The 21,517-nt window shown below is 67.3% G+C and carries 22 protein-coding genes; 12 read left to right on the top strand and 10 right to left on the bottom strand.

Annotated features, from left to right (window positions below; translation table 11 throughout):
• The first annotated feature begins 2 nt into the window (after positions 1-2).
• Positions 3-656 carry a DedA family protein gene (locus tag EIP75_RS11455; RefSeq protein WP_125243413.1) on the top strand — a complete coding sequence of 218 codons (654 nt, stop codon included), beginning with the start codon at positions 3-5 and terminating at the stop codon, positions 654-656.
• Positions 657-700: 44 nt separating this feature from the next.
• Here EIP75_RS11455 and nadB read toward each other — a convergent pair whose 3' ends face one another.
• Positions 701-2,347 carry an L-aspartate oxidase gene (gene nadB, locus EIP75_RS11460; RefSeq protein ID WP_125243414.1) on the bottom strand — a complete coding sequence of 549 codons (1,647 nt, stop codon included), beginning with the start codon at positions 2,345-2,347 and terminating at the stop codon, positions 701-703.
• Positions 2,348-2,474: 127 nt separating this feature from the next.
• Between nadB and ypfJ the strand changes: the two genes are divergently transcribed.
• Both ypfJ and EIP75_RS11470 read left to right on the top strand, forming a co-directional pair.
• Positions 2,475-3,380 (top strand): KPN_02809 family neutral zinc metallopeptidase, encoded by a 906-nt coding sequence (gene ypfJ / locus EIP75_RS11465; protein ID WP_125243415.1) that lies wholly within the window; start codon positions 2,475-2,477, stop codon positions 3,378-3,380.
• A gap of 54 nt (positions 3,381-3,434) precedes the next feature.
• Positions 3,435-4,415: an NADPH:quinone oxidoreductase family protein gene (locus EIP75_RS11470; RefSeq protein ID WP_125243416.1), complete on the top strand. Its 981-nt coding sequence runs from the start codon at positions 3,435-3,437 to the stop codon at positions 4,413-4,415.
• Here the strand turns inward: EIP75_RS11470 and queG are convergent, their stop codons facing one another.
• Entirely contained in the window at positions 4,416-5,531 is a 1,116-nt protein-coding gene (gene queG / locus EIP75_RS11475; RefSeq protein ID WP_125243610.1) for a tRNA epoxyqueuosine(34) reductase QueG, read from the bottom strand. It lies immediately after the preceding gene.
• 102 nt (positions 5,532-5,633) lie between these two features.
• Between queG and tsaE the strand changes: the two genes are divergently transcribed.
• The gene (gene tsaE, locus EIP75_RS11480) at positions 5,634-6,209 is read left to right on the top strand and encodes a tRNA (adenosine(37)-N6)-threonylcarbamoyltransferase complex ATPase subunit type 1 TsaE (protein WP_420797163.1); all 576 of its coding nucleotides are present in this window, start codon (positions 5,634-5,636) and stop codon (positions 6,207-6,209) included.
• Positions 6,206-7,786 carry an N-acetylmuramoyl-L-alanine amidase gene (locus EIP75_RS11485; RefSeq protein WP_125243417.1) on the top strand — a complete coding sequence of 527 codons (1,581 nt, stop codon included), beginning with the start codon at positions 6,206-6,208 and terminating at the stop codon, positions 7,784-7,786. The genes tsaE and EIP75_RS11485 overlap by 4 nt, the downstream gene beginning before the upstream one ends.
• A gap of 23 nt (positions 7,787-7,809) precedes the next feature.
• Here the strand turns inward: EIP75_RS11485 and EIP75_RS11490 are convergent, their stop codons facing one another.
• The 7 genes from EIP75_RS11490 to EIP75_RS11520 all read right to left on the bottom strand — a co-directional run bounded on the left by EIP75_RS11490 (position 7,810) and on the right by EIP75_RS11520 (position 15,021).
• Positions 7,810-8,094, bottom strand: coding sequence for a late competence development ComFB family protein (locus EIP75_RS11490; protein ID WP_125243418.1), 285 nt, complete (start codon positions 8,092-8,094; stop codon positions 7,810-7,812).
• Between the two features lie 140 nt (positions 8,095-8,234).
• Positions 8,235-9,140 (bottom strand): carboxylating nicotinate-nucleotide diphosphorylase, encoded by a 906-nt coding sequence (nadC, locus tag EIP75_RS11495; protein WP_125243419.1) that lies wholly within the window; start codon positions 9,138-9,140, stop codon positions 8,235-8,237.
• Between the two features lie 48 nt (positions 9,141-9,188).
• Positions 9,189-10,307 carry a quinolinate synthase NadA gene (gene nadA, locus EIP75_RS11500; protein WP_125243420.1) on the bottom strand — a complete coding sequence of 373 codons (1,119 nt, stop codon included), beginning with the start codon at positions 10,305-10,307 and terminating at the stop codon, positions 9,189-9,191.
• Between the two features lie 18 nt (positions 10,308-10,325).
• Complete coding sequence (locus EIP75_RS11505) at positions 10,326-11,114, bottom strand: phosphatase PAP2 family protein (protein WP_158622823.1); 789 nt, start codon at positions 11,112-11,114, stop codon at positions 10,326-10,328.
• Entirely contained in the window at positions 11,111-12,946 is a 1,836-nt protein-coding gene (locus EIP75_RS11510) for an ArnT family glycosyltransferase (RefSeq protein ID WP_125243422.1), read from the bottom strand. The genes EIP75_RS11505 and EIP75_RS11510 overlap by 4 nt, the downstream gene beginning before the upstream one ends.
• An 18-nt stretch (positions 12,947-12,964) precedes the next feature.
• Positions 12,965-13,975 carry a glycosyltransferase family 2 protein gene (locus EIP75_RS11515; RefSeq protein ID WP_233584810.1) on the bottom strand — a complete coding sequence of 337 codons (1,011 nt, stop codon included), beginning with the start codon at positions 13,973-13,975 and terminating at the stop codon, positions 12,965-12,967.
• A gap of 50 nt (positions 13,976-14,025) precedes the next feature.
• Positions 14,026-15,021: a lysylphosphatidylglycerol synthase domain-containing protein gene (locus tag EIP75_RS11520; RefSeq protein WP_158622824.1), complete on the bottom strand. Its 996-nt coding sequence runs from the start codon at positions 15,019-15,021 to the stop codon at positions 14,026-14,028.
• Positions 15,022-15,145: 124 nt separating this feature from the next.
• Between EIP75_RS11520 and rraA the strand changes: the two genes are divergently transcribed.
• Together rraA and EIP75_RS11530 are read left to right on the top strand one after the other, a co-directional pair.
• Positions 15,146-15,643, top strand: a complete 498-nt coding sequence (gene rraA / locus EIP75_RS11525) for a ribonuclease E activity regulator RraA (RefSeq protein WP_125243425.1) — start codon at positions 15,146-15,148, stop codon at positions 15,641-15,643.
• Between the two features lie 78 nt (positions 15,644-15,721).
• Positions 15,722-17,095 carry an aminotransferase class I/II-fold pyridoxal phosphate-dependent enzyme gene (locus tag EIP75_RS11530; RefSeq protein WP_125243426.1) on the top strand — a complete coding sequence of 458 codons (1,374 nt, stop codon included), beginning with the start codon at positions 15,722-15,724 and terminating at the stop codon, positions 17,093-17,095.
• Positions 17,096-17,119: 24 nt separating this feature from the next.
• Here EIP75_RS11530 and serB read toward each other — a convergent pair whose 3' ends face one another.
• Positions 17,120-17,821, bottom strand: a complete 702-nt coding sequence (gene serB / locus EIP75_RS11535) for a phosphoserine phosphatase SerB (protein WP_125243427.1) — start codon at positions 17,819-17,821, stop codon at positions 17,120-17,122.
• On the opposite strand from serB, the gene EIP75_RS24130 reads away from it, so the two are divergent.
• The 5 genes from EIP75_RS24130 (at position 17,820) to EIP75_RS11550 (ending at position 21,503) form a co-directional block, all read left to right on the top strand.
• Positions 17,820-17,966, top strand: coding sequence for a hypothetical protein (locus EIP75_RS24130; RefSeq protein ID WP_158622825.1), 147 nt, complete (start codon positions 17,820-17,822; stop codon positions 17,964-17,966). The genes serB and EIP75_RS24130 overlap by 2 nt on opposite strands.
• A gap of 2 nt (positions 17,967-17,968) precedes the next feature.
• On the top strand, positions 17,969-18,673 hold the full coding sequence (locus EIP75_RS24135) for a TfoX/Sxy family DNA transformation protein (RefSeq protein WP_158622826.1): 705 nt from the start codon (positions 17,969-17,971) through the stop codon (positions 18,671-18,673).
• Positions 18,674-18,713: 40 nt separating this feature from the next.
• On the top strand, positions 18,714-19,517 hold the full coding sequence (locus tag EIP75_RS11545) for a sterol desaturase family protein (protein ID WP_125243428.1): 804 nt from the start codon (positions 18,714-18,716) through the stop codon (positions 19,515-19,517).
• Between the two features lie 98 nt (positions 19,518-19,615).
• Positions 19,616-19,783 (top strand): hypothetical protein, encoded by a 168-nt coding sequence (locus tag EIP75_RS24325; protein WP_199758565.1) that lies wholly within the window; start codon positions 19,616-19,618, stop codon positions 19,781-19,783.
• 31 nt (positions 19,784-19,814) lie between these two features.
• Positions 19,815-21,503 (top strand): NAD(P)/FAD-dependent oxidoreductase, encoded by a 1,689-nt coding sequence (locus tag EIP75_RS11550; protein ID WP_125243429.1) that lies wholly within the window; start codon positions 19,815-19,817, stop codon positions 21,501-21,503.
• The last annotated feature ends 14 nt before the right edge of the window (positions 21,504-21,517 follow it).

The following is a 21,517-nucleotide window of genomic DNA, read 5'->3' on the forward strand; positions in this document are numbered from 1 at the left end:
CCATGGACATTGCACTTTTCCTGATCGATTTCATCCTGCACGTGGACCAGCACCTGGCCGAGTTCGTGCGTGACTACGGCGTGTGGATCTACGCGTTGCTGTTCCTGATCGTGTTCGTGGAGACCGGTCTGGTGGTGATGCCGTTCCTGCCGGGCGATTCCCTGCTGTTCATGGTGGGGGCACTGGCCGGCACGGGCGTGATGAGCCTGCCGCTGGCGATCGCCGTGCTGCTGGTGGCCGCCATCCTGGGCGACCAGGTCAACTACACCATTGGGCGCACCATCGGGCCGAAGGTGTTCCAGTGGGAAAACTCCCGCTGGTTCAACCGCCGCGCCTTCGATGCGGCCCACAATTTTTACGAGAAGCACGGCGGCATCACCATCATCCTGGCGCGTTTCATGCCTTTCGTCCGCACCTTCGCGCCCTTCGTGGCTGGCGTGGCGCAGATGAACCGCGCTACCTTCACCGCCTTCAACGTGATCGGCGCGCTGATCTGGGTGGTGGGCCTGACGGTGGTGGGCTACCTGTTCGGCAACCTGCCGATCGTGCAGCAGCACCTGAGCAAGATTATCTGGGCGCTGATTCTGATTCCGGGCCTGATCGCCATCTTTGGCGCCTGGAAGGCCCGCCGGGCGCAGGCCGCCGGGGCCTCCTGACGAGGCCGGGAGAGCGTGAGCGTCAGAGGCTCAGAGGGCCTGGCTCACGGCAGCCAGGCGTCCTTCTTCTTGGGCTTCTTGCACAGGATGGTCGGGAAGCTCACCGGCAGCGTGCGCGGATAGTCGCGGCTGAAATGCAGCCCGCGGCTTTCCTGGCGTGACAGCGCCGAGCGCACGATCAGCTCGGCGCAATCGACCAGGTTGCGCAACTCCAGCAGGTCGCGCGTGACCTTGAAATTGGCGTAGTAATCGTCGATCTCGCTGCGCAGCAGCTTGATGCGGTGCAGCGCGCGCTCCAGCCGGCGCGTGGTCCGCACAATGCCCACATAGTTCCACATCACCAGGCGCAGCTCGTCCCAGTTGTGCGAGATGACCACTTCCTCGTCGGCATCGGACACCTGGCTTTCGTCCCAGCCTGGCAGCGTGGGGCGGTTGGCGGGCATGTGCTGCTCGATGTCCTTGGCGCAGGTGCGGCCCAGCACCACGCATTCCAGCAGTGAATTGCTGGCCAGTCGGTTGGCGCCGTGCAGGCCGGTGTAGCTGGTCTCGCCCACGGCGTACAGGCCGGGCAGGTCGGTGCGGCCGCTCAGGTCGGTGACCACGCCGCCGCAGGTGTAGTGCGCCGCCGGCACCACCGGGATGGGCTGGCGGGCGATGTCGATGCCCAATGACAGGCATCGCGCATGGATGGTGGGGAAGTGCTCTTTCAGGAAGGCTTCGCCCAGGTGGGTGGCGTCCAGCAGCACGTAGTCCAGGCCGTGCTTCTTCATCTCGAAGTCGATGGCGCGGGCCACGATGTCGCGCGGAGCCAGTTCGCCCCGTTCGTCGTGCGCGGGCATGAAGCGCGTGCCGTCGGGCAGCTTGAGGTGGGCGCCTTCGCCGCGCATGGCCTCGGTGATCAGGAAGCTGCGCTCTTGCGGGTGGTACAGGCAGGTGGGGTGGAACTGGATGAACTCCATGTTGCCCACGCGGCAGCCGGCCCGCCAGGCCATGGCGATGCCATCGCCCGTGGAGGTGTCCGGATTGCTGGTGTAGCGGTAGACCTTGCCCACGCCACCGGTGGCCAGCACCACGGCCGCGGCCGGCAGGGTCTCGACCCGCTGGCTTTCGATGTCGAGCGCGTACACGCCATGGCAGCGCTGCGCCTCGCCCTGGGCGACCACGCCGCTGCGCTTGAGGTGGCGGTTGGTGATCAGGTCCAGCGCCATCCATTTTTCACGCAGCGTGATGTTGGGATGGCGCTTGACCTCGGCCAGCAGCACGTCGTGGATGGCCTTGCCCGTGGCATCGGCCGCATGCGCGATGCGGCGCACCGCATGGCCACCTTCACGCGTGAGGTGCAGGCCCAGCGGGCCTTGCGGATCGGGCGAGAAGGGCACGCCGCGCGCCACCAGCCATTCGACGGCCTGTGCGCTGTGCTCGGCGATGAACTCGGCGGCGTTCTCGTCGACGAGGCCGGCGCCTGCATCCTGCGTGTCGCGCACGTGGGACGCGATGCTGTCGTCGCTGCCCAGCACGCCCACGATGCCGCCCTGGGCCCAGGCCGTGGCGGCTTCTTCGAGGTGGCGTTTGGCCAGCACGATCACCGGTTGTGTCTCGGCCAGGTGCAGGGCCACCGTCAGGCCGGCCAGGCCGGCTCCGATGATGACGACGGGAAGGGGCGCGGCCCCGTTGGAAGGTTCTCTCACCATATGGGGCGATTCTAGGGCCGCGGCGATGGCCGCGCCGTTCACGCAGCAGGCGCTGCGCTGCTAACATGCCCTGCCGGCCCATCCACCCCATCAGAACAAGGCGCCGGCGGTCTACGAGGAGTGCCCCATGCGCTGGCAAGGTCAACGGCAGAGCGACAACGTGGAAGACCTGCGCGGCGAGGGTTCGTCGGGCGGTGGGCGTGGCATCGGCCTGCCCATTGGCCGGGGGGGCCTCGGTGTGGGAACCATCGTGGTCGCGCTGGTGGCCAGCTATGTGCTGGGCGTGAACCCGCTCACCGTGCTGAGCATGCTCAGTGGCGGCGGGCCCGTGCAGACGCAGTCTCCTTCTCGCCCTGCACAGGCGCCGGGCGGGCAGGTGTCCGGCAAGGACGATCCACAGAAGGCCTTCGTGGCCACGGTGCTGGCCGACACCGAAGACGTGTGGCGTGCGCAGTTCCAGCAGGCGGGACGCGAGTACGAAGACCCGCGCCTGGTGCTGTTCCGCGGTGCCACGCAGACCGCCTGCGGCCAGGGCGAATCGGCCATGGGCCCTTTCTATTGCCCGGCCGACCACAAGGTCTACATCGACCTGGATTTCTACGACACGCTGCGTGACCGCTTGGGTGCGCCTGGTGATTTCGCGCAGGCCTATGTGATCGCCCACGAGGTGGGGCACCACGTACAGAACCTGCTGGGCACCTCGGCCAAGATGGAGCAGGCGCGTGGCCGTGTCAGCCAGGCCCAGTACAACGCGATGAGCGTGCGGCTGGAACTGCAGGCCGACTGCTTTGCCGGCGTGTGGGCGCACCATGCCGAGCGCAGCCGGCAGATCCTGGAGCAGGGCGACATCGAAGAGGCGATGAACGCCGCTGCGCAGATCGGCGACGACACCCTGCAGAAGAAATCGCAGGGGCGCGTGGTGCCGGAGAGCTTCACCCACGGCAGCAGCGAGCAGCGCGTGCGCTGGTTCAAGCGCGGCTTCGAATCAGGCGACACGGCGCAGTGCAACACCTTCACCAAGCAGCCGGTGTGACCCGGGCTGCATTTCCTTTCCCTACAACCTGAACGACGACTGGAGACCCTTCCCATGCAAGCCTGGTTCTGCGAGACCCTGGACGGCCCCGATGCCCTGAACTGGAAAGAAGCGCCCACCCCTGAGCCCGGCAAGGGCGAGGTGCGCGTGGCCATCAAGGCCGCCAGCCTGAACTTCCCGGATCTGCTGATCGTGCAGGGCAAGTACCAGATGAAGCCGCCGCTGCCCTTCGTGCCCGGCGCCGAATTTGCCGGCGTGGTCGAAGCGGTGGGCGAGGGCGTCAAGCACTTGGCCGTGGGCACCGCCGTGGCGGGCTTTGCCGGCACGGGCGGCTTCGGCACGCACACCATTGCGCCGGCCGCCGTGCTGATGCCGCTGCCGCCTGCCTTCAGCTTCGAGGATGGCGCCGCCTTCCTGTGCACGTATGGCACCACCTACCACGGCCTGATCGACCGGGCCCAGCTCAAGGCCGGCGAGACCGTGCTGGTGCTGGGCGCTGCCGGTGGCGTGGGCACGGCAGCCATTCAGATCGCCAAGGCCGCAGGCGCCAAGGTGATCGCCGCCGCCTCGACCGATGAGAAGTGCGCGCTGTGCAAGACCCTGGGCGCCGACGACACCATCAACTACAGCACGCAGAACCTGCGCGACGAACTCAAGACGCTGACCGGTGGCAAGGGCCCCGATGTGGTCTACGACCCCGTGGGCGGTGATTTCACCGAAGCGGCCTTCCGCTCCATCGCCTGGCGCGGCCGCTACCTGGTGGTGGGTTTCGCCAATGGCCAGATCCCGTCGCTGCCCTTGAACCTGACGCTGCTCAAGGGCGCGTCGGTGATGGGCGTGTTCTGGGGTGAGTTCGCCAAGCGCGAGCCGCAGAACAATGCCGCCAGCCTGATGCAGCTGGCCGCCTGGTACATGGAAGGCAAGATCAAGCCGCTGATCGAGCACAAGCTGCCGATGTCGCAGATCAAGGAGGCCTTCACCTTGATGGGGTCTCGCCAGGTGCGCGGCAAGCTGGTGTTGACGAACCAGGGTTGATCAGGCGGGGCGGGTGCTGGCCTCGGGCGTTCGTGACAGCGCCCAGCGCACGTGTTCGCCGACCAGATCGATGTCGGTGCCGTCTGGGGGGGATTGCAGCCAGGCGTGCAAGGCCCCGGTGACGCGCCGCACGCGCTCGTCGTCGCCCGCAACCCCCGCGTCTGACCAGGCCTGCAGCGCATTGCCCATGGCCACGGCGATGTTGCGCTGCCAGCGCGCAAAGCCGATGCGCCGGATCGGGCTGCCCTCGGTCAGCCGCAGGAAGCGCGCCTCGTCCCAGGCCCACAGGTCCAGCAGGCTCGGCCCGTCCAGCGCGGGCCGCACGTCGAAATCCGGCACGCTGGCGCGTTGCGCGAACTTGTTCCAGGGGCAGGTCAGCTGGCAATCGTCGCAACCGTAGATGCGGTTGCCCATCAGCGGGCGCAGCTCCAGCGGGATCGGCCCGCCATGCTCGATGGTCAGGTAGGAGATGCAGCGCCGGGCGTCCACCAGCTTCTCGCCGACGATGGCCTGGGTCGGGCAGATGTCGATGCAGGCCGTGCAGGCGCCACAGTGGGCGGTTTCGGGCTCGGTGATCGGCAAGGGCACGTCCACGAAGATCTCGCCCAGGAAGAACATGGAGCCCGCTTCGCGCGAGAGCAGCAGCGTGTGCTTGCCGCGCCAGCCCAGGCCGCTGCGGCTGGCCAGTTCCACCTCCATCACGGGCGCCGAATCCGTGAAGACACGGTAACCATAAGGCCCGATCAGCAGGGCCAGCTCGTCGGCCAGCTTCTGCAGCCGCGCGCGCAACACCTTGTGGTAATCGCGGCCCCGGGCATAGACGGACACGGTGGCCGCATCGGGCCTGGCCTGGCGTGCCCATTCGATGTTCTGCCATCCGGCGGGGACGCTGGCAGGCAGGTAGTTCATGCGCGCGGTGATCACCCGAACGGTGCCGGGCACCAGCTCTGCAGGGCGCGCGCGCTTGAGCCCATGGCTGGCCATGTAGTGCATGTCGCCGTGGAAGCCGTGAGACAACCAGTTCAGGAAAGCGGGCTCAGCACTTGACAAGTCCACCCCGGCTACGCCAATCTGAGAAAATCCCAGTGTCGCGGCCTTGTGCCGCAGTTGCGCCATCACATTCTGCGCATCCCAGCCAGCCTGAGCAGGCAGGACCTGGCCGGTCGATTGACCAGCCGGGGCAGCGGGGGATGGAGATGGGGCCGAATGCATGTGACGATCGTAGCAAGCCAGACGACCTCCGACTCCACCTTGTTCTCTGTGGTGCCCGATACCGCGGAGGTTGCCAGTGTGCGTCAGCACTGGCCCACGGAAGATGATTGCGCCCATGATGCGCGGACCCTGGCCCATGAACTGGCCCCGCGCCTGGCGCAGGGCGCCGCGGTGCTGATCGAGTTGCGCGGCACCCTGGGGGCCGGCAAGACCACCTTCACCAGGCACCTGCTGCGCGCCCTGGGCGTGCAAGGCCGCATCAAGAGCCCCAGTTACGCCGTGGTCGAGCCGTATGACCCTGATGGCCTGCCCGTGTGGCATTTCGATTTCTACCGCTTCGCCGATCCGCGCGAATGGGAAGACGCAGGCTTTCGCGACATCTTTGCGGCGCCTGGCCTCAAGGTGGTGGAGTGGCCAGACAAGGCGGCGGGTCTGTTGCCGCCTGCTGATCTGCTGATGGACATCGACACCGATGCCCAGGGCGGGCGCCAGGTGGCCTTGCGCACCCGCACGGCGCAGGGCGCCAGCCTGCTGGCCACCCTGCAGGTTTCGGCCCAACCCTCGACGGGAGGTAGCGCATGAGCCTCAAACCACCACGCAAGCCTGCCGAGCCTTCGTCGGGCCAGGGTCTGAGCCGGCGCGACGTGCTCGCCGCTGGCGCACGGGGCTCGCTGCTGCTGGCGCTGGGCCCGTCCCAGCTGGCCTGGGGTGCCGAGGTGCTGGCCGTGCGGGTGTGGCCGGCCAAGTCGTATACCCGCGTGACGCTCGAATCCGATGTGGCGCTCAAAGCCAAGCACTTTCTGATGCCCAACCCACACCGGCTGGTCATCGACATCGAGGGACTGGAGCTCAGCCCCCAGTTGCGTGACCTGGTGCGCAAGGTGCGCGCGGACGATCCCTTCATCGCCCACGTGCGAGTAGGGCAGAACAAGCCCGGCGTGGTGCGCCTGGTGGTGGACCTCAAGCAGGGCATCAAGCCGCAGGTGTTCGGCCTGGCGCCCGTGGCCGCCTACCAGCACCGCATGGTGTTCGATCTGTACCCCATGCAGGAGGCCGATCCGGCCCTGGCCTTGCAGGCAGGTGCCCCTGCTTCGCAACTGGGCACGCCGGAGAGCGGCACGGCCGCGGGGTCTGCCCCATCGAGCCCGGGCACCTTGCCTGGCAAGGGCGCCGCCTCGGCGTCGGTCCAGGCTGATCCCGTGCCCGATGGCAGCGCTGCCAGCGGTGGCGCCCAGCCATCACCGGGCTCCAGCATGGCCTCACGCGAGGCGGCCGAGGCCATGAACGACGCGCTGGGTGATTTCATCACCGACCTGCGCCGCAAGCCAGGTGACAAACCAGCCGACCGTGCGGGTGACAAGGGCCTGGCCAAGGTGGCGCCGCCACGCTCGACCAACAGCAGCACCGAAGCGCAAGAGGATGAAGCCGCTTCGCTGAAGTCAGGCGCCCAGCGCCTGGTGATCGTGGCGCTGGACCCAGGCCATGGCGGCGAAGACCCGGGCGCCATCGGGCCCTCGGGTCTGTACGAAAAGCACGTGGCCCTGGCGATCGCGATGAAGCTGCGCGCACGCATCAACGCGCAGCCTGGCATGCGGGCGATGCTCACGCGCGAGGCCGACTACTTCGTGCCCCTGCAGGATCGGGTGCGCAAGGCCCGGCGTGTGCAGGCGGACCTGTTCGTGTCCATCCACGCCGATGCCTTTCTGAACCCCCAGGCACGGGGGGCGTCGGTGTTCGCGCTTTCTGAAGGCGGTGCCACCAGCGCGGCGGCGCGCTGGATCGCCAACAAGGAAAACGCCTCTGACATGGTTGGTGGCGTCAACGTCAAGTCGAAGGATGCGCAGGTGATGCGCGCCATGCTGGACATGTCCACCACGGCCCAGATCAAGGACAGCCTGAAGCTGGGCAAGTCCGTGCTGGGTCACCTGGGCAAGGTGGGCAAGCTGCACAAGCCGCGTGTGGAGCAGGCCGGGTTTGCGGTGCTCAAGGCGCCGGACATCCCTTCGATCCTGGTCGAGACAGGGTTCATCTCCAATCCGGATGAAGAGCGCAAGCTGCACGATGAGGCCTACCAGAACGAACTGGCCGATGCCCTGGCGACGGGCATCGTGCGCTACTTCGCCCGCAACCCGCCCTTGGCGCGCAACCGCGCGCTCTGAGCGCTGCGTGTCAGGCAGCGTGTTCAGCGGCGGGCGCGCATCGCAAAACGCGCCTGCACAAACTCGAAGGCGTAGCGCACGGCCTCGTCGATCACGCGCTCGTTCTCTGTGCGTTCCTTTTCGGTCAGGTAGAAGGCCAGGTCCACCTCATGCCGGATGTAGCGCGGCGGCAGGCGATTGAGTGCCACGCAGGCCACGTCGGGGTGCTGCTCTTCGGTGAGCATGGGGTAGTTGAGGGCGTGGTCGTTCACGCATTCGATGACCTGGCGCTCGTAGTAGTTGCGCAGGGTATGGAAATCGGCGGGCATGGCTCGGGCAGCAATCCTGATGGCGGGATGCCATCAGTGTGCCCAGCCTTGCAGACGCCTTGCCGTGAAGAATGCGCGTTTTGACCGAAGTTGGCGCCAGCCCATCCAGTCAAGGGGGCATGGCGCTGATGCCACTGCCCTCAGGCGATGCGCTCGAGTACCCGCAATGAGAAATCCACCGCGCGCACGTCCTTGGTCAGCTTGCCGATGGAGATGCGGTCCACGCCCGTGGCGGCGATGCCGCGCAGCTGCTCCAGCATGACGCTGCCGGAGGCTTCCAGCAGGGCTTGCCCGCCCGTCAGCTCCTGGTTGATGGCCACGGCCTGGCGCATCAGGTCGGTGTCGAAGTTGTCCAGCAGGATGCTGGTGGCGCCGGCGCCCAGGGCTTCGCGCAACTGGTCCAGGGTCTCCACTTCGATCTGGATGCCGATCTGGTAACCCTTGGGGGTGGCCTGTTCGGCCACCAGGGCCTGCGCATTGCGCAGGGCGGCGCTCACGCTGCCGGCCGAGGCGATGTGGTTTTCCTTGATCAGGATGCCGTCGTACAGGGCCAGGCGCTGGTTGGCGCCGCCTCCGATGCGCACGGCGTACTTCTGCGCCAGGCGCAGGCCGGGCAGCGTCTTTCGTGTGTCGAGCACACTGCAGCCGCGTGGGTTGGGCGATGCGCCCTCGATGGCGTCCATGTGGCGGCGCGTGAGCGTGGCCACGGCCGACAGGGTCTGCAGGAAGTTCAGCCCGGGGCGCTCGGCGGTGAGCAGGGCGCGGGCGTCGGCCTCGATGGCACACACCGGGGTGTCGGCGGCCATCAGGTCGCCTTCGGCGTAGGACCAGTCGATGCGCGCCTGCGCATCAAGCGCGCGCAGGCAGCCTTCGAACCACTCGCGGCCACACAGCACGGCCTCTTCGCGCACCAGCAGGCGGGCCTTGACGCGCTGGCCGGGTTTGACGAGGGCGGCCGTCCAGTCACACACACCCACGTCTTCAAACAGGGCATCGCGGATGTTGCGGGCGCGGGCTTCGGCCAGGGTTTCGTTGTGGTCGAACATGGGAATCAGCAATTCAATGGCGAAAGAGCGGGCGACGCGGCAAGGCGCTCAGGCTGCGCCCACGTTGGGCACGAAGCCCTGGGCCGGTTTGGCCGTGGCCGAGGGGTTGCGTGCCACGAAATCCAGCATGCGGTCGATGCAGCCATGGGCCTGCACGCGGGTGGCTTCATCCACCTGAATCTCGCCGGTGCCGGCTTCCAGGCAGGACAGCACACCCTGCAACGCGTTCATCGCCATCCACGGGCAGTGCGCGCAGCTCTTGCAGGTGGCGCTGTTGCCGGCGGTGGGCGCCTCGATCAGCGTTTTGGTGGGCGCCAGTTGGCGCATGCGGTGCAGGATGCCGTTGTCGGTGGCCACGATGAAGACGGGTGCGTCCAGTTCGACCACGGCCTTGAGCAGTTGCGATGTCGAGCCGACCACGTCGGCCTGGGCCACGACGCTTTCGGGCGATTCGGGGTGCACCAGCACCTTGGCGCCTGGGTATTGCGCCTTGAGCAGATCCAGTTCCAGGCCCTTGAACTCGTCGTGCACGATGCAGGCGCCGTTCCACATCAGCATGTCTGCGCCGGTCTGCTGCTGGATGTAGCGGCCCAGGTGGCGGTCGGGTGCCCACAGCACCTTCTCGCCCTGGGCCTTCAGGTGGCTGACGATGGCCAGCGCGCAGGAGCTGGTCACCATCCAGTCGGCGCGGGCCTTCACGGCGGCGCTGGTGTTGGCGTAGACCACCACCTTGCGGTCGGGGTGCACATCGCAGAATTTGGCGAAATCGTCGGCCTCGCAGCCCAGGTCGAGCGAGCAGGTGGCGTCCAGATCGGGCATCAGCACGCGCTTTTCGGGGCTGAGGATCTTGGCCGATTCGCCCATGAACTTCACGCCGGCCACGATCAAGGTCTGGGCGGCGTGGTCGCGGCCGAAGCGGGCCATCTCCAGCGAATCGGAGACGCAGCCGCCGGTTTCCAGGGCCAGGTCCTGCAGGTCACCATCCACGTAGTAGTGGGCCACCAGCACGGCGTTCTGCGAGACCAGCAGCGATTTGATGCGGGCCTTGACGGCTGCTTTTTCGTCGGCGGGCAGGGCAGGTGGCACCTTGGCCCAGGCATGGGCGGTGCAACTGGCGCCGGATGCATCCTGGCGCGTGTAGTCAAAGAGAACAGACTCGGAAGACATAGGACGGAACGGGGTACGTCAGGACGCGGTGGGGGCGCGGGGTTGGGCTTGCCGACGCTGGTCGAAGCGCCGCATGCCGAAGGCTACCAGTTCGCACGACAGCCACACGGCGTAGAAGGAAAACACCACGTCGCTCAGGTAGTGGCCACCTTGCATGATGCGGCCCATGCCCACGGCGATGCCGGCGATCAAGCCGATCTGTACCCAGCGGCGACGCCAGGTGCGGCCGGCGAACAGGCCCAGGGTGATCAAGGTGAAACCGGCGGTGGCATGGCCGCTGATGAAGCTGCGGTGGCGCTCTGGTGTGGCACCGCGCTCGAACGCGGCATGGAAGGGCTGGTCGCCGCCGAACTCGATGGTCTGCACCGGGCGCGGACGGCCCATGAGGTTCTTCAGGCCCAGCTCGACGATCAGGCCCGAGCTGAGCACGGCCACGCACACCACGGCAATGGCCGTGCGGCGCCACAGCCCGAGCAACTGGGTGGCGGTGCTTTCGGCCCCGCGACGGCGGGCCAAGCGTGCCAGCCAGGGGGCTGCCACGGCCAGCAGCGCAGCCAGCACGAGCAGGGTGTTGCCCACCACCGGGGTGTACTGGTACAGCGCCTGCACCACCGGGTTGTTGGCCTGGAAGAAGCCGGTTTGCGGTGTGTAGTAGCGCTGTGAGAACAGGATGTCGACGCGTGGGGCCTTGGCGAACACGGCCAGGCTCACGAACAGCCCGGCCCAGATCAGCCGGGTGTCGAAGGTGTTGTCGTCGTCCTGGGCTGAATCATGTGGCGCGGATCGGGAACGGGAAGGACGGCTCACTTGCTGCTTTCCGCTGGCCTCTCGGTGAAGGGCACATCTTCGCCGCGCTCGTCGGCGGTACCGCTCTGGTCGAGGTAGGTCTGGTTGTCGTAGCCCACGAAACCGCGCGCCAGGTACAGGTACAGCGTGATCTGGCGGCCAGGGCCTGCCTGGACCACCGAACGGCCCAATTCGCGCTTGAAGGCAAAGCGGTCGAGGATGTGATCGGGGTTGGGCTTGTCGGTCAGCACCAGCACATCCTGGCCCACCGTGTTGGGCATGCTGTGCTGAAGCTGGTAGTGGTCGGTGTGCTCGCCGCGCGGGTTCCAGGCCATGATGCGCGGCTTGTGATCGCGCCACTGGTAGGCGGCCTGGGTCAGCATCAGGCGCTTGTCGGCCACGACGGGCAGGCCCTGGACACGTGGGTCATTGAGCAGCGAGCCCAGTTGGCCGAAGGCCGCGTCCCAGCCGCGCATGCGCACCAGCACATCGGCCTTGGCGGGCAGCTTGTCGCCCATCACGTCACGGGCATGCAGCACGATGCCCGTCAGCAGCAGGTTGCTGGCCAGCACCACCCAGAACCAGGTCACGGGGCGCGGGGCAGACAGCGGCACCAGCGGCAGGCTCAAGCGTGAGGCCAGCAGCAGGAACAGGCTGATCATGGCCGGCGCCGCCCAGTTCACGTGCGCATCGGCCATCACGGCCTGCACGACCGCGATCAGCAGCAGCGGTGCGCTCAGGGCCACCAGGTAGCGGTAAGACGTGACCGAGGCCAGGTAGTACGCCGAGTTGCGCGTTGATTTGACGCGGGGCTGTTCGCCTTGCGACAGCTGCGAGCTGGCCGGCTGGCTGGACGAGGGGGCCACCTGCGTGCTGGGCGCCCACTGGCTGGGGGGCAGCATCTGGCTGGAGGCCGCCCACTGGCTCTGGCCCGCCACCTCGTTGGTGCCGGCGTGCACGCGGCGGTGCAGCCACAGCCCGGCGATCACGGCCACCGGTCCCAGCATGGCGATCTGCCCCACCAGGAACACCAGCGCCGCCACCGGCCCGCCCGAGCGGCTGGATTTGGTGGTGATGTCGGCCGTGTGCTGCAAGGTGGGGAAGCCCCACTCGGCGTTCCAGGCGATGTTGGGGCTGAGCACCAGCAACGCTGCGGCCACCGCGGCCCAGGGACCGATGCGCAGCAGGCCGCGCTTGGGACCGTGCACGCCCCACAGCGCCCACAGCGCCGTGATGGCGAAGGCCGCCATCGTGTACTTGCTGAGCATGCCCACGCCGCACACCGCGCCGAACAGAAGCCACAGGCCCAGGCGGTTGGTGACCTGGGCGCGCCACAGCGCCCAGGCGGCCAGTGCCCAGCACAGGAGCAGCGGGCCATCGGTGCTGGCGAACATGCCCAGCATGCCGGCCATGGGCGAGGTGAGGAACAACGCCCCCGCGACGATGCCGGTGCGCACGCCGCTGGACGTGGGCCACAGCGCCCGGGCCAGGCCCACCATGGCCACGGCGGTGGCCACATAGGTGAGCATGGTGAGCAGTTTGACCCCCAGCACCCCGTTGCCGAACACGGCCGTGCTGGCCGCGATCAGGCCGGCTATCACCGGGGGCTTGGAGAAGTAGCCCCATTGCAGGTGCCGCGACCAGTCCCAGTACTGGGCCTCGTCGAAGAACAGGGAAATGCCGCTGTAGTGCACGACCCCGGCACGGTAGACCAGCAACACGGCGGCCAGGGCCAGCAGCAGCCACATGCGGCGGCCCCACAGGCGGGGCCAACGATGGGCAGGCCGGGCACCCTGGGTGCGCGCAATCTCGGGGGTGGGTACTGCCGCGGTCGGAGAGGTCGTGTTGGTCATGGCTAGCAGGAGGAAAGATCAGGTCCGGCGATGCCAGCTGTCGGCGTCGGACGTGGGGGCGGTGTGCGATGTGTGGTACGGCGCCACATCGCCACGGTCGTAGTAGATGCGGATGAGCAGCTCGGCCAGCACACCGGTGGTCAGGAACTGCAGGCCACCCAGCACGCAGAAAAAGCCCAGCCACAGCAGCGGGCGGCCACCGATGGATTCGCCCAGCAGCTTGAGCACGCCCAGGTAGGACAGGATCAGCGTGCCCACCAGGCCCACGCCCAGGCCCATGCCACCGAAGAAGTGGCCGGGGCGCCCGGCGAAGCGCAGGAAGAAGTTCACCGCCAGCAGGTCGAGCACCACACGCAGCGTGCGCGAGATGCCGTACTTGGATTCGCCGGCCGTGCGGGCATGGTGGCTGACGGGCACTTCGGACATGCGCGCAGGCGATGTGACCGTGGCCATCCACGCGGGGATGAAACGATGCATCTCGCCATACAGGCGCACGCGCTTGAGCACGTCGGCGCGGTAGGCCTTGAGGCTGCAGCCCAGATCCTGGAACTCCAGTCCGGTGATGCGGCGGATCAGGCGGTTGGCGATGCGCGAGGGGATCTTGCGCAGGATGAACGCGTCCTGGCGGTTCTGGCGCCAGCCGGCCACGAGGTCCAGATCGTCCTTCAGCAGCTTGTCGACCAGCGAAGGGATGTCCTTCGGGTCGTTCTGCAGGTCGCCATCGAGCGTGACGATGACATCGCCGCGCGCCGCGTCGATGCCGGCCTGCATGGCCGCGGTCTGGCGGAAGTTCCGCCACAGGTGGATGGGGCGCACATGAGGGCCGCGCAACTGGGCCTGTTTGTCCAGGGCCTGCTGGGTGCCGTCGCGGCTGCCATCGTTGACGATGATCAGCTCCCAGGGGTGGGGGTAGCTGTCGAGGGCTTCATGCACCGCGGTCACGAACGGCTCGACGTTGTCCACCTCGTTGTACATCGGCACGACGATGGACAGGCGGTGCGAGGGGAAACTGGTTGGAGCGTGGTCCATGGACTCGACAGACATGAGAAGGGGGTTGTAGCAAAAACGCGTGGGGGTCGTCAGTCGGGAAGACGAGGGGACGTCCACGAAGGGGTGGCCCAGGCGATGGCGCCTGCGGCCACGGCGCACAGCAGAAAACAAAGGTGCAGCGCCAATGCGGCGGGCACCGCCTGGCTCAGCCCGACCGATCCGGCCGGCATGCTCAAGGCGAAGCCGGCCCAGACACCGGCCTCATAGGTACCAAAACCTGCAGGACCCTGGATGGGCACCACGGCCGCCAGTTCACCACCCAGGGCGCCGGCCCAGCCTGCGCCCATGCCCGCACGGGTGATGGCCGACAGCAACAGCGCACCGGCCGTCAGCTTGATCGCCCAGTTGGCCCAGGTGAACAGCCAGGCCGTCGGCTGGTGATGATGAGGGTCGAGCAGTGCCGTGTGCAGACGTTGTAGCAGGGCCTTCCACTTGGCGCCAGAGGCCCCGTCCTGTTTATGGGCCGATGCATGCAGGGCATTCAGGGTCTTGATGCCCGCCTGCCAGCCCAGCACCAGCAGCGTCAGGCCGCCGGCACGCCAGGCCAATGGCAGACCAGGCCAGAGCATCAGACCCAGGGCCAGCAGCACAGCCAGGTCTTGCAGGCGCATCCACAGCAGGCTGGCCACGGCCTGCGCCAGCGGCATGCGCAACTGGGTCGAGGCCAGCCACGGAAAGCTCAATTCGCCTGCGCGCATCGGCAGCAGGTTGACGGCGGCGTTGTGCATCAGGATCACGCGCAGGGCATCGAGCCGCAGGCCCAGTGCGGTGCGCGCCGACGGTGCTTGGGGGCTGTCGGCCAGGCCGAGCACGATCTGCAGCCGGGCGGCCCGCATCAGGTAGCTCAGCAGCAGGCCCAGCAGGGTGCCGGCCCATACCCATGGCGAGGGCGCGGCCAGGGCCTCGCGCACCGTGTCCAGCGGCACATGGCTCAGCAACCAAGCCAGCAAACCGAGGCCCACGAGCCACGTCAGCGCCTGCTGCAGCCAGCGTCGCGTCGGGGTGTTGGGGGGCGTGGGGCTCATCAGGCAGCAGGGTGCGGACAGCCTTCCATTGTCCCCCATTCACGCGTCCCGGCCTTTCGAGGCCTTGCGGGCCGGTGACAATAAGCTTTGTAGCTTTACCCGACTTGAATTCCTGGAGCCTGCCATGACCGATTTCGTGACCTGCGACCTGTGCGACGACCACAAGAACGACACCGACGGCGCTTTCCGCGTGCTGCCGCCCGTATTCAAGGATTTTGGCAAGAAGCGCAAGTTCGCCGGCCCTGTCAGCACCGTCAAATGCTTCGAAGACAACTCCCTCGTGAAGGCTGCGGTCGATTCGCCGGGCAATGGCCGGGTGCTGGTGGTCGATGGCGGGGCCTCGCTGCGCCGTGCCCTGGTGGGTGGCAACCTGGGCAAGGCAGCGGCCAAGAACGGCTGGGCCGGCGTGGTGGTCGATGGCTGCGTGCGCGACGTGGCCGAGCTGGCCGAATGCGACACCGGCATCCGGGCTCTGGCCTCGATGCCCCTGCCCACGGAAAAGCGCAACGAAGGCCAGCGCGACGTGGCCGTGCAGATCCAGGGTGTGTGGGTTCGCCCGGGCGACTGGCTTTATGCCGATGAAGACGGGATCGTGGTGATGGCGGAGCCCGCATCGGCCTGATCCTGTCCTCAAATCCCCCCAAGCAGGGGTGTGTCGTGATTCGTCAAATGTCCATGGATCGCCGTACAGTGCCGATCCATGGACCGCACAACAATCGCACTTCAGGGAACACTGGCAGGCTTCATGGCTGAAATGGCCAAAGCCCAGCCCGCAGGGGCTGCCACTTCTTCAACCACACCCCGCCCGGCATCGCTGCTGGATCGGCTCAGCCCTCTGCCGTATGGCTGGGACATGCTGGATGATTTCAGCATCGACACCTTCGCCAAGCAGATCGTGGGCCCCGTGCTCACAAGGGCGCAGGCGCATGACCGGAAGGGGCGCCTGCTGGCCAGCGGCATCAACTTCGCCAGCCAGGACTATCTCTCGCTGGCCTGCCACCCGCAGATCCAGACGGCCGCGGTCGAGGCCATCGCGCGCTATGGCGTGCATTCGGCCGGCAGCCCGGCGCTGATGGGCAACACCACCTTGTCGGTGGAGCTCGAGCAGCGTCTGGCGTCTTTTCTGGGCATGCGCTCGTGCGCGCTGTTCCCCACCGGGTGGGGCGCGGGCTATGGCGCCATCCGCACGCTGGTGCGTGCAACCGACCACGTGGTGATCGACCACCTGTCGCATGCCTGCCTGTGGGAGGGGGCCCGTGGCGCCACCAGGAACGTGCACAGCTTCGCCCACCTCTCGGTCAAGGAGCTTGAAGAAAACCTGGTGCGCATCCGCCAGCAGGATCCGTCCGGCGGTATCCTGGTCGTGACCGAATCGCTGTTCTCGATGGACGCCGATTCACCCGATCTGCAGGCCCACCAGGACCTGGCCCGCCGCTACCACGCGACCCTGCTGGTCGATGTGGCCCATGACCTGGGCAGCATGGGCCCGACCGGCCTGGGCGCCATCGAAACCCAGAACATGGTCGGCAAGATCGACGTGGTCATGGGCAGCTTCTCCAAGACCTTCGCGGCCAACGGCGGCTTCGTGGCCTGCAACGAGCCCGGCCTGAAACTGGCGATCCGTTTCGGCTGTGGCCCCCACACCTTCACCAACGCGATGTCGCCCGTGCAGGCGGCGGTGGTGCTCAAGGCGCTGGACATCGTGCAGTCGCCCGAAGGGCAGGTGCGCCGCCAGAACCTGCTCAACAACGCCCTGCATCTGCGCCAGGTGCTCACGGGCACCGGCCACACGGTGCTGGGCCTGCCATCGGCCGTGGTGCCCCTGGTGGTGGGCGGCATCGGCCATTCGCGCCTGCTGACGCGCTTCATGCTGGCGGGCGGCATGCTGGTCAACCTGGTCGAGCACCCGGCCGTGGCGCGCGATGCGAGCCGCCTGCGCCTGCAGATCATGGCCGACCACACCTTTGAGCAGATCGACCAGTTCGCCGAGGTGCTGGCCGAGGCCACACGCCAGGCGGTCGATGAGCTGGGCCGCATCAACCAGGCGCGGCCAGAGGGCGAGCTGTTGCGCTGACGGCCAGGTGGAGCTTGCGCGTGCTCAGTTCAGCAGTTCGAGCACGCGGTCCAGCCCGCCTTCGTTGATGGCCACCATGGCCTGCTCGCGCACCTTGGGCTTGGCGTGGTAGGCCACGCTCATGCCGGCAGCGCCCATCATCGGCAGGTCATTGGCGCCATCGCCCACCGCAATGGCTTGCGAGGGCTCGCAGCCGATGCGTGCGCACAGGGCCAGCAGGTGCTGCCGCTTGGCTTCGCCGTCGACGATGTCGCCCAGCACCTGGCCGGTCAGTAGGCCGCCTTGCACTTCCAGCACGTTCGAGTGCGCCTCGTGCATGCCCAGGCGTTCGCGCACCCGGTCGGCAAAGAAAGTGAAGCCGCCTGACACCAGCAGCGTCTGCAGGCCGGCAGCCTTGGCCGCGTTGATCAGCTCGGGTGCGCCGGGGTTGAGCTTCAGGCGCTGGTCGTAGACCTGTTGCAGGGCCTCGGCCGGCACGCCCTGCAGCAGGGCCACGCGGCGGCGCAGGCTGTCCTTGAAATCGGTGATCTCGCCGCGCATGGCGGCCTCGGTGATGGCGGCCACCTCGGCCTTCTTGCCCACGGCATCGGCGATCTCGTCGATGCACTCGATGTTGATCAGCGTGGAATCCATGTCGAAAGCGATGGCCTTGAAGGCGCTCAGGCTCAGCGGCGGCGTGAAGCGCTGGACGACCAGACCGGGGGCGAATTCGAAAGGAGCACTCATGGCGAACATCAAAGCAGGGCTTGAAGGAGCCTGGATTATCCCTGGCTTCGGCCTGGGGCCTTCCGGCGAGGGGGAGATGGTCGGCCTGCTTGCCTCGGCTGCGCTGATCATGGATATTGGTGCCCGATCCTTTCAGGCCCCCTGACCATGTCCCGTGCCGCACCCGTGTCCCGCAAGCAGGCTTTTGCCGACCAGGTGGTCGAGCAGATGGATGCCTTCGCCCCCGTACAGGCCAAGCCCATGTTCGGCGGCTTTGGCATCTACCGGGATGGCCTGATGTTCGCGCTCATCGCGAACGACCAGCTGTACTTCAAGGCCGATGACCAGAGCGAAGGCGAATTCACCCGCGAAGGACTGCCACCGTTCACCTATGAATCTAAAGGCAAGACCGCACGCCTGCGCTACCACGAGGCCCCGCCCGAGGTGTTCGATGATCCGCAGCGCATGGCCTGGTGGGCACGGCTGGCCTATGACTGCGCGGTCCGCCAGCGCCCGGCGGCGCGCAAGGCCGCCCGCCTGCGCGACAAGCCTTCGAAAGGGGCATCCCCAGGGCGCGGCACGGGACAGGCTGCGGCCAGCCTGTTGGCCCTGCCCAACCTCGGGCCCAAAACCGTCGACATGCTGGTGGGGGTCGGCATTCGCTCGGAGAGCGTGTTGCGCAAGGCCGGGGCCGTCAAGGCCTTTGCGCGGGTGAAAGCCGCCCGCCCGGACACCACGCTGCACCTGTTGTGGGCACTCGAGGGGGCGCTGAGTGGCGTGCCGTGGCAGGACATCGGTGAATCAGACCGCGCCAGCCTGTTGATGGCCCTGGAGGATGTGACACGGAGCCAGCCGCACGTGCCTTCGCGCTGACATGGTGTCGATCTCGCTGACCCCTTGGGTGCAAGCCGTGGTGAATCACCAATTGGTGCTGGTCGTGGGCTTGATCCTGCTGGAAGGGGCTTGGTCTGCCTGGCATCGGCGGCCCACCCACACTGTGCGCATCACCCTGTCGAGCGGGGCCTTGGCGCTGCTGCATTTCGGGGCCTATGTGCTGACCACGGTGGGGCTGGCGCTGCCGGCGCTGGAGGCCGTGCGGCTGCACTTCAGTGTGTTTCAACTGCCCGCCGATGGGGTGGTGACCTGGCTGCTGTGCCTGCTGGCCACGGATTTCTGCGCCTACTGGCTGCACCGCACCCAGCACCACGTGCGCTGGTTCTGGGTGGGGCACAGCGTGCACCACACGGCGCCCGAGTTCAACCTCACCGTGGGGCCGCGCCTGGGCGTGCTGGACACGCTGGACCGCATCCCGTTCTTCCTGCCGCTGGCGCTGCTGGGTTTTCACGCCGAGATGATCGTGCTGTGCTACGCGCTGATCGAGTTGTGGTCCTTCTGGACGCACACGTCGTGGATTCCCCGGTTGCGCTGGCTGCCGGGCTTCGAATGGCTGTTCAACACGCCAGCCAACCACCGGCTGCACCATGGCCGCAACACCGTCTACCTGGACCGCAACTTCGGTGAGTTCACCATGCTGTGGGACCACGTGTTCCGCACCCATGTGCGGCAGACCGAGCCGGTGGACTACGGCGCCACGGTGATGCCGCCCAGGCAGGACCCGTGGACGGCCAACGTCTTCGAGCTCCGGCGCCTGTGGGCCGACATGCGTGCGGCCCCGACTTGGCGGGCGGCGCTGGCCTTGCCCTGGCGCGGCTTTTGAGTCGGCGGCCCCTTCGGGGGGCTGTGTGCGCCCCAAGAGGGCGTTTTGTGCCCTAAAATTGAGGGTTTCGATCTTTCACCCTCTGTACCGGAGCCACCATGGGCAACAAAATCATCACCGAAGCTTCCCGCCTCGCCACCCCCCGTCCCGTCGCTCCCAATGGCGTGACCCTGACCCGCGGCAAGGGCCAGAAGCGCAGCCTGGAGCGTGGTTCGCACACCCGCAGCAAAAAGAACGCCGGCAAGCGTTGCCACAAGGGCGGCTGATCGGGCCGTTGATTGCTCCTGCGCGTCGTCCATGCTGCGAATCACTGAACTGCGGTTGCCGCTGGACCATGCGCAAGACGCTCTGAGACCAGCCATCATGGCCCGCCTGGGCCTCAAGGCTGGTACCGAGCTCAAGGACTTCACGGTGTTCAAGCGCAGCTACGACGCGCGCAAGAAATCCGCCATCGTCCTGATCTACACGGTGGACTGCGAGCTGGCCGATCCGGCCGCGCAGGCCCGCCTGCTGGACGCCTTCCAGGGTGATCCGCACATCCGGCCCACGCCGGACACCAGCTACCACTTCGTCGGCCATGCGCCGGCCGATGGCAGTGCGGCGCGAACACCTCGCCCTTTGATCGTCGGGTTCGGCCCCTGCGGGCTGTTCGCCGCCTTGATCCTGGCGCAGATGGGCCTGCGCCCCATCGTGCTCGAACGCGGCAAGGAAGTGCGCCAGCGCACCAAGGACACCTGGGGCCTGTGGCGCCAGAGCGAGCTCAACCCCGAATCGAACGTGCAGTTCGGCGAGGGCGGGGCGGGCACCTTCTCCGACGGCAAGCTCTGGAGCCAGATCAGCGATCCGCGCCACCTCACGCGCAAGGTGCTCACCGAGTTCGTCAAGGCCGGCGCCCCTGAAGAGATCCTGTTCGTCAGCAAGCCCCACATCGGCACCTTCCGCCTGGTCAGCATGATCGAGAAGATGCGTGCCCAGATCGAGGCGCTGGGCGGCGAGATCCGCTTTCAGCAACGCGTCACAGGCGTGGAGATCGAAGACGGCCATGTGCGTGGCGTGACCCTGGCCAGCGGCGAGCAATTGCGCGCCGACCACGTCGTGCTGGCGCTGGGCCACAGCGCGCGCGACACCTTCCAGATGCTGCACGAGCGTGGCGTCTACATGGAGGCCAAGCCTTTCTCGATCGGCTACCGCATCGAGCATCCGCAGGGCGTGATCGACCGCGCCCGCTTCGGCCCCAACGCAGGCAACGAGATCCTGGGCGCCGCCGATTACAAACTGGTGCACCACGCCCGCAACGGCCGCTCGGTCTACAGCTTCTGCATGTGCCCTGGCGGCACGGTGGTGGCCGCCACGTCCGAGCCCGAGCGCGTGGTCACCAACGGCATGAGCCAGTACTCGCGCAACGAACGCAACGCCAACGCCGGCATCGTGGTGGGCATCTCGCCGCAGGATTACCGGCAGGATGGCCTGAGCGAGGGCCCCGTGAACCCGCTGGACGGCATGGCCTTCCAGCGCATCTGGGAATCACGCGCCTACGAGCTGGGCGGCGGGGCCTACATGGCGCCGGGCCAACTGGTGGGCGATTTCATCAAGGGCCAGCGCAGCACGGCGCTGGGCGATGTGATGCCGTCCTACAAGCCGGGCGTGCTCATGACGGACCTGGCCCAGAAGGGTCTTGGCAGCCTGCCCGACTATGCCCTGGCAGCCATCCGGGAGGCATTGCCCGCCTTCGAAAAGCAGATCAAGGGCTTCTCGATGCCCGATGCCGTGCTGACGGGTGTCGAGACACGCACCTCTTCGCCGTTGCGCATCACACGCGGCCGCGATTACCAAAGCCTCAATGTCAAGGGCCTGTACCCGGCAGGTGAGGGCGCGGGCTACGCCGGCGGCATCATGTCGGCCGGCGTCGATGGCATCGAGGTGGCCGAGGCGCTGGGCGCCTCGATCCTGGGCGTCAAGGCGCCGGGCATCAAGGACCTGGCCTGATCAGGCCAGTGGCC

It is taken from the genome of Aquabacterium soli (genome assembly GCF_003933735.1).
GTDB lineage: Bacteria > Pseudomonadota > Gammaproteobacteria > Burkholderiales > Burkholderiaceae_C > Aquabacterium > Aquabacterium soli.

What these genes read in the sequence shown, in the direction of transcription:
- EIP75_RS11455 (WP_125243413.1), top strand. Translation starts at nt 3, where the DNA reads ATGGACATTGCACTTTTCCTGATCGATTTCATCCTGCACGTGGACCAG.
- nadB (WP_125243414.1), bottom strand. Translation starts at nt 2,347, where the DNA reads ATGGTGAGAGAACCTTCCAACGGGGCCGCGCCCCTTCCCGTCGTCATC.
- ypfJ (WP_125243415.1), top strand. Translation starts at nt 2,475, where the DNA reads ATGCGCTGGCAAGGTCAACGGCAGAGCGACAACGTGGAAGACCTGCGC.
- EIP75_RS11470 (WP_125243416.1), top strand. Translation starts at nt 3,435, where the DNA reads ATGCAAGCCTGGTTCTGCGAGACCCTGGACGGCCCCGATGCCCTGAAC.
- queG (WP_125243610.1), bottom strand. Translation starts at nt 5,531, where the DNA reads ATGGCGCAACTGCGGCACAAGGCCGCGACACTGGGATTTTCTCAGATT.
- EIP75_RS11485 (WP_125243417.1), top strand. Translation starts at nt 6,206, where the DNA reads ATGAGCCTCAAACCACCACGCAAGCCTGCCGAGCCTTCGTCGGGCCAG.
- EIP75_RS11490 (WP_125243418.1), bottom strand. Translation starts at nt 8,094, where the DNA reads ATGCCCGCCGATTTCCATACCCTGCGCAACTACTACGAGCGCCAGGTC.
- nadC (WP_125243419.1), bottom strand. Translation starts at nt 9,140, where the DNA reads ATGTTCGACCACAACGAAACCCTGGCCGAAGCCCGCGCCCGCAACATC.
- nadA (WP_125243420.1), bottom strand. Translation starts at nt 10,307, where the DNA reads ATGTCTTCCGAGTCTGTTCTCTTTGACTACACGCGCCAGGATGCATCC.
- EIP75_RS11510 (WP_125243422.1), bottom strand. Translation starts at nt 12,946, where the DNA reads ATGACCAACACGACCTCTCCGACCGCGGCAGTACCCACCCCCGAGATT.
- EIP75_RS11515 (WP_233584810.1), bottom strand. Translation starts at nt 13,975, where the DNA reads ATGGACCACGCTCCAACCAGTTTCCCCTCGCACCGCCTGTCCATCGTC.
- EIP75_RS11520 (WP_158622824.1), bottom strand. Translation starts at nt 15,021, where the DNA reads ATGAGCCCCACGCCCCCCAACACCCCGACGCGACGCTGGCTGCAGCAG.
- rraA (WP_125243425.1), top strand. Translation starts at nt 15,146, where the DNA reads ATGACCGATTTCGTGACCTGCGACCTGTGCGACGACCACAAGAACGAC.
- EIP75_RS11530 (WP_125243426.1), top strand. Translation starts at nt 15,722, where the DNA reads ATGGACCGCACAACAATCGCACTTCAGGGAACACTGGCAGGCTTCATG.
- EIP75_RS24130 (WP_158622825.1), top strand. Translation starts at nt 17,820, where the DNA reads ATGGCGAACATCAAAGCAGGGCTTGAAGGAGCCTGGATTATCCCTGGC.
- serB (WP_125243427.1), bottom strand. Translation starts at nt 17,821, where the DNA reads ATGAGTGCTCCTTTCGAATTCGCCCCCGGTCTGGTCGTCCAGCGCTTC.
- EIP75_RS24135 (WP_158622826.1), top strand. Translation starts at nt 17,969, where the DNA reads ATGTCCCGTGCCGCACCCGTGTCCCGCAAGCAGGCTTTTGCCGACCAG.
- EIP75_RS24325 (WP_199758565.1), top strand. Translation starts at nt 19,616, where the DNA reads ATGGGCAACAAAATCATCACCGAAGCTTCCCGCCTCGCCACCCCCCGT.
- EIP75_RS11550 (WP_125243429.1), top strand. Translation starts at nt 19,815, where the DNA reads ATGCTGCGAATCACTGAACTGCGGTTGCCGCTGGACCATGCGCAAGAC.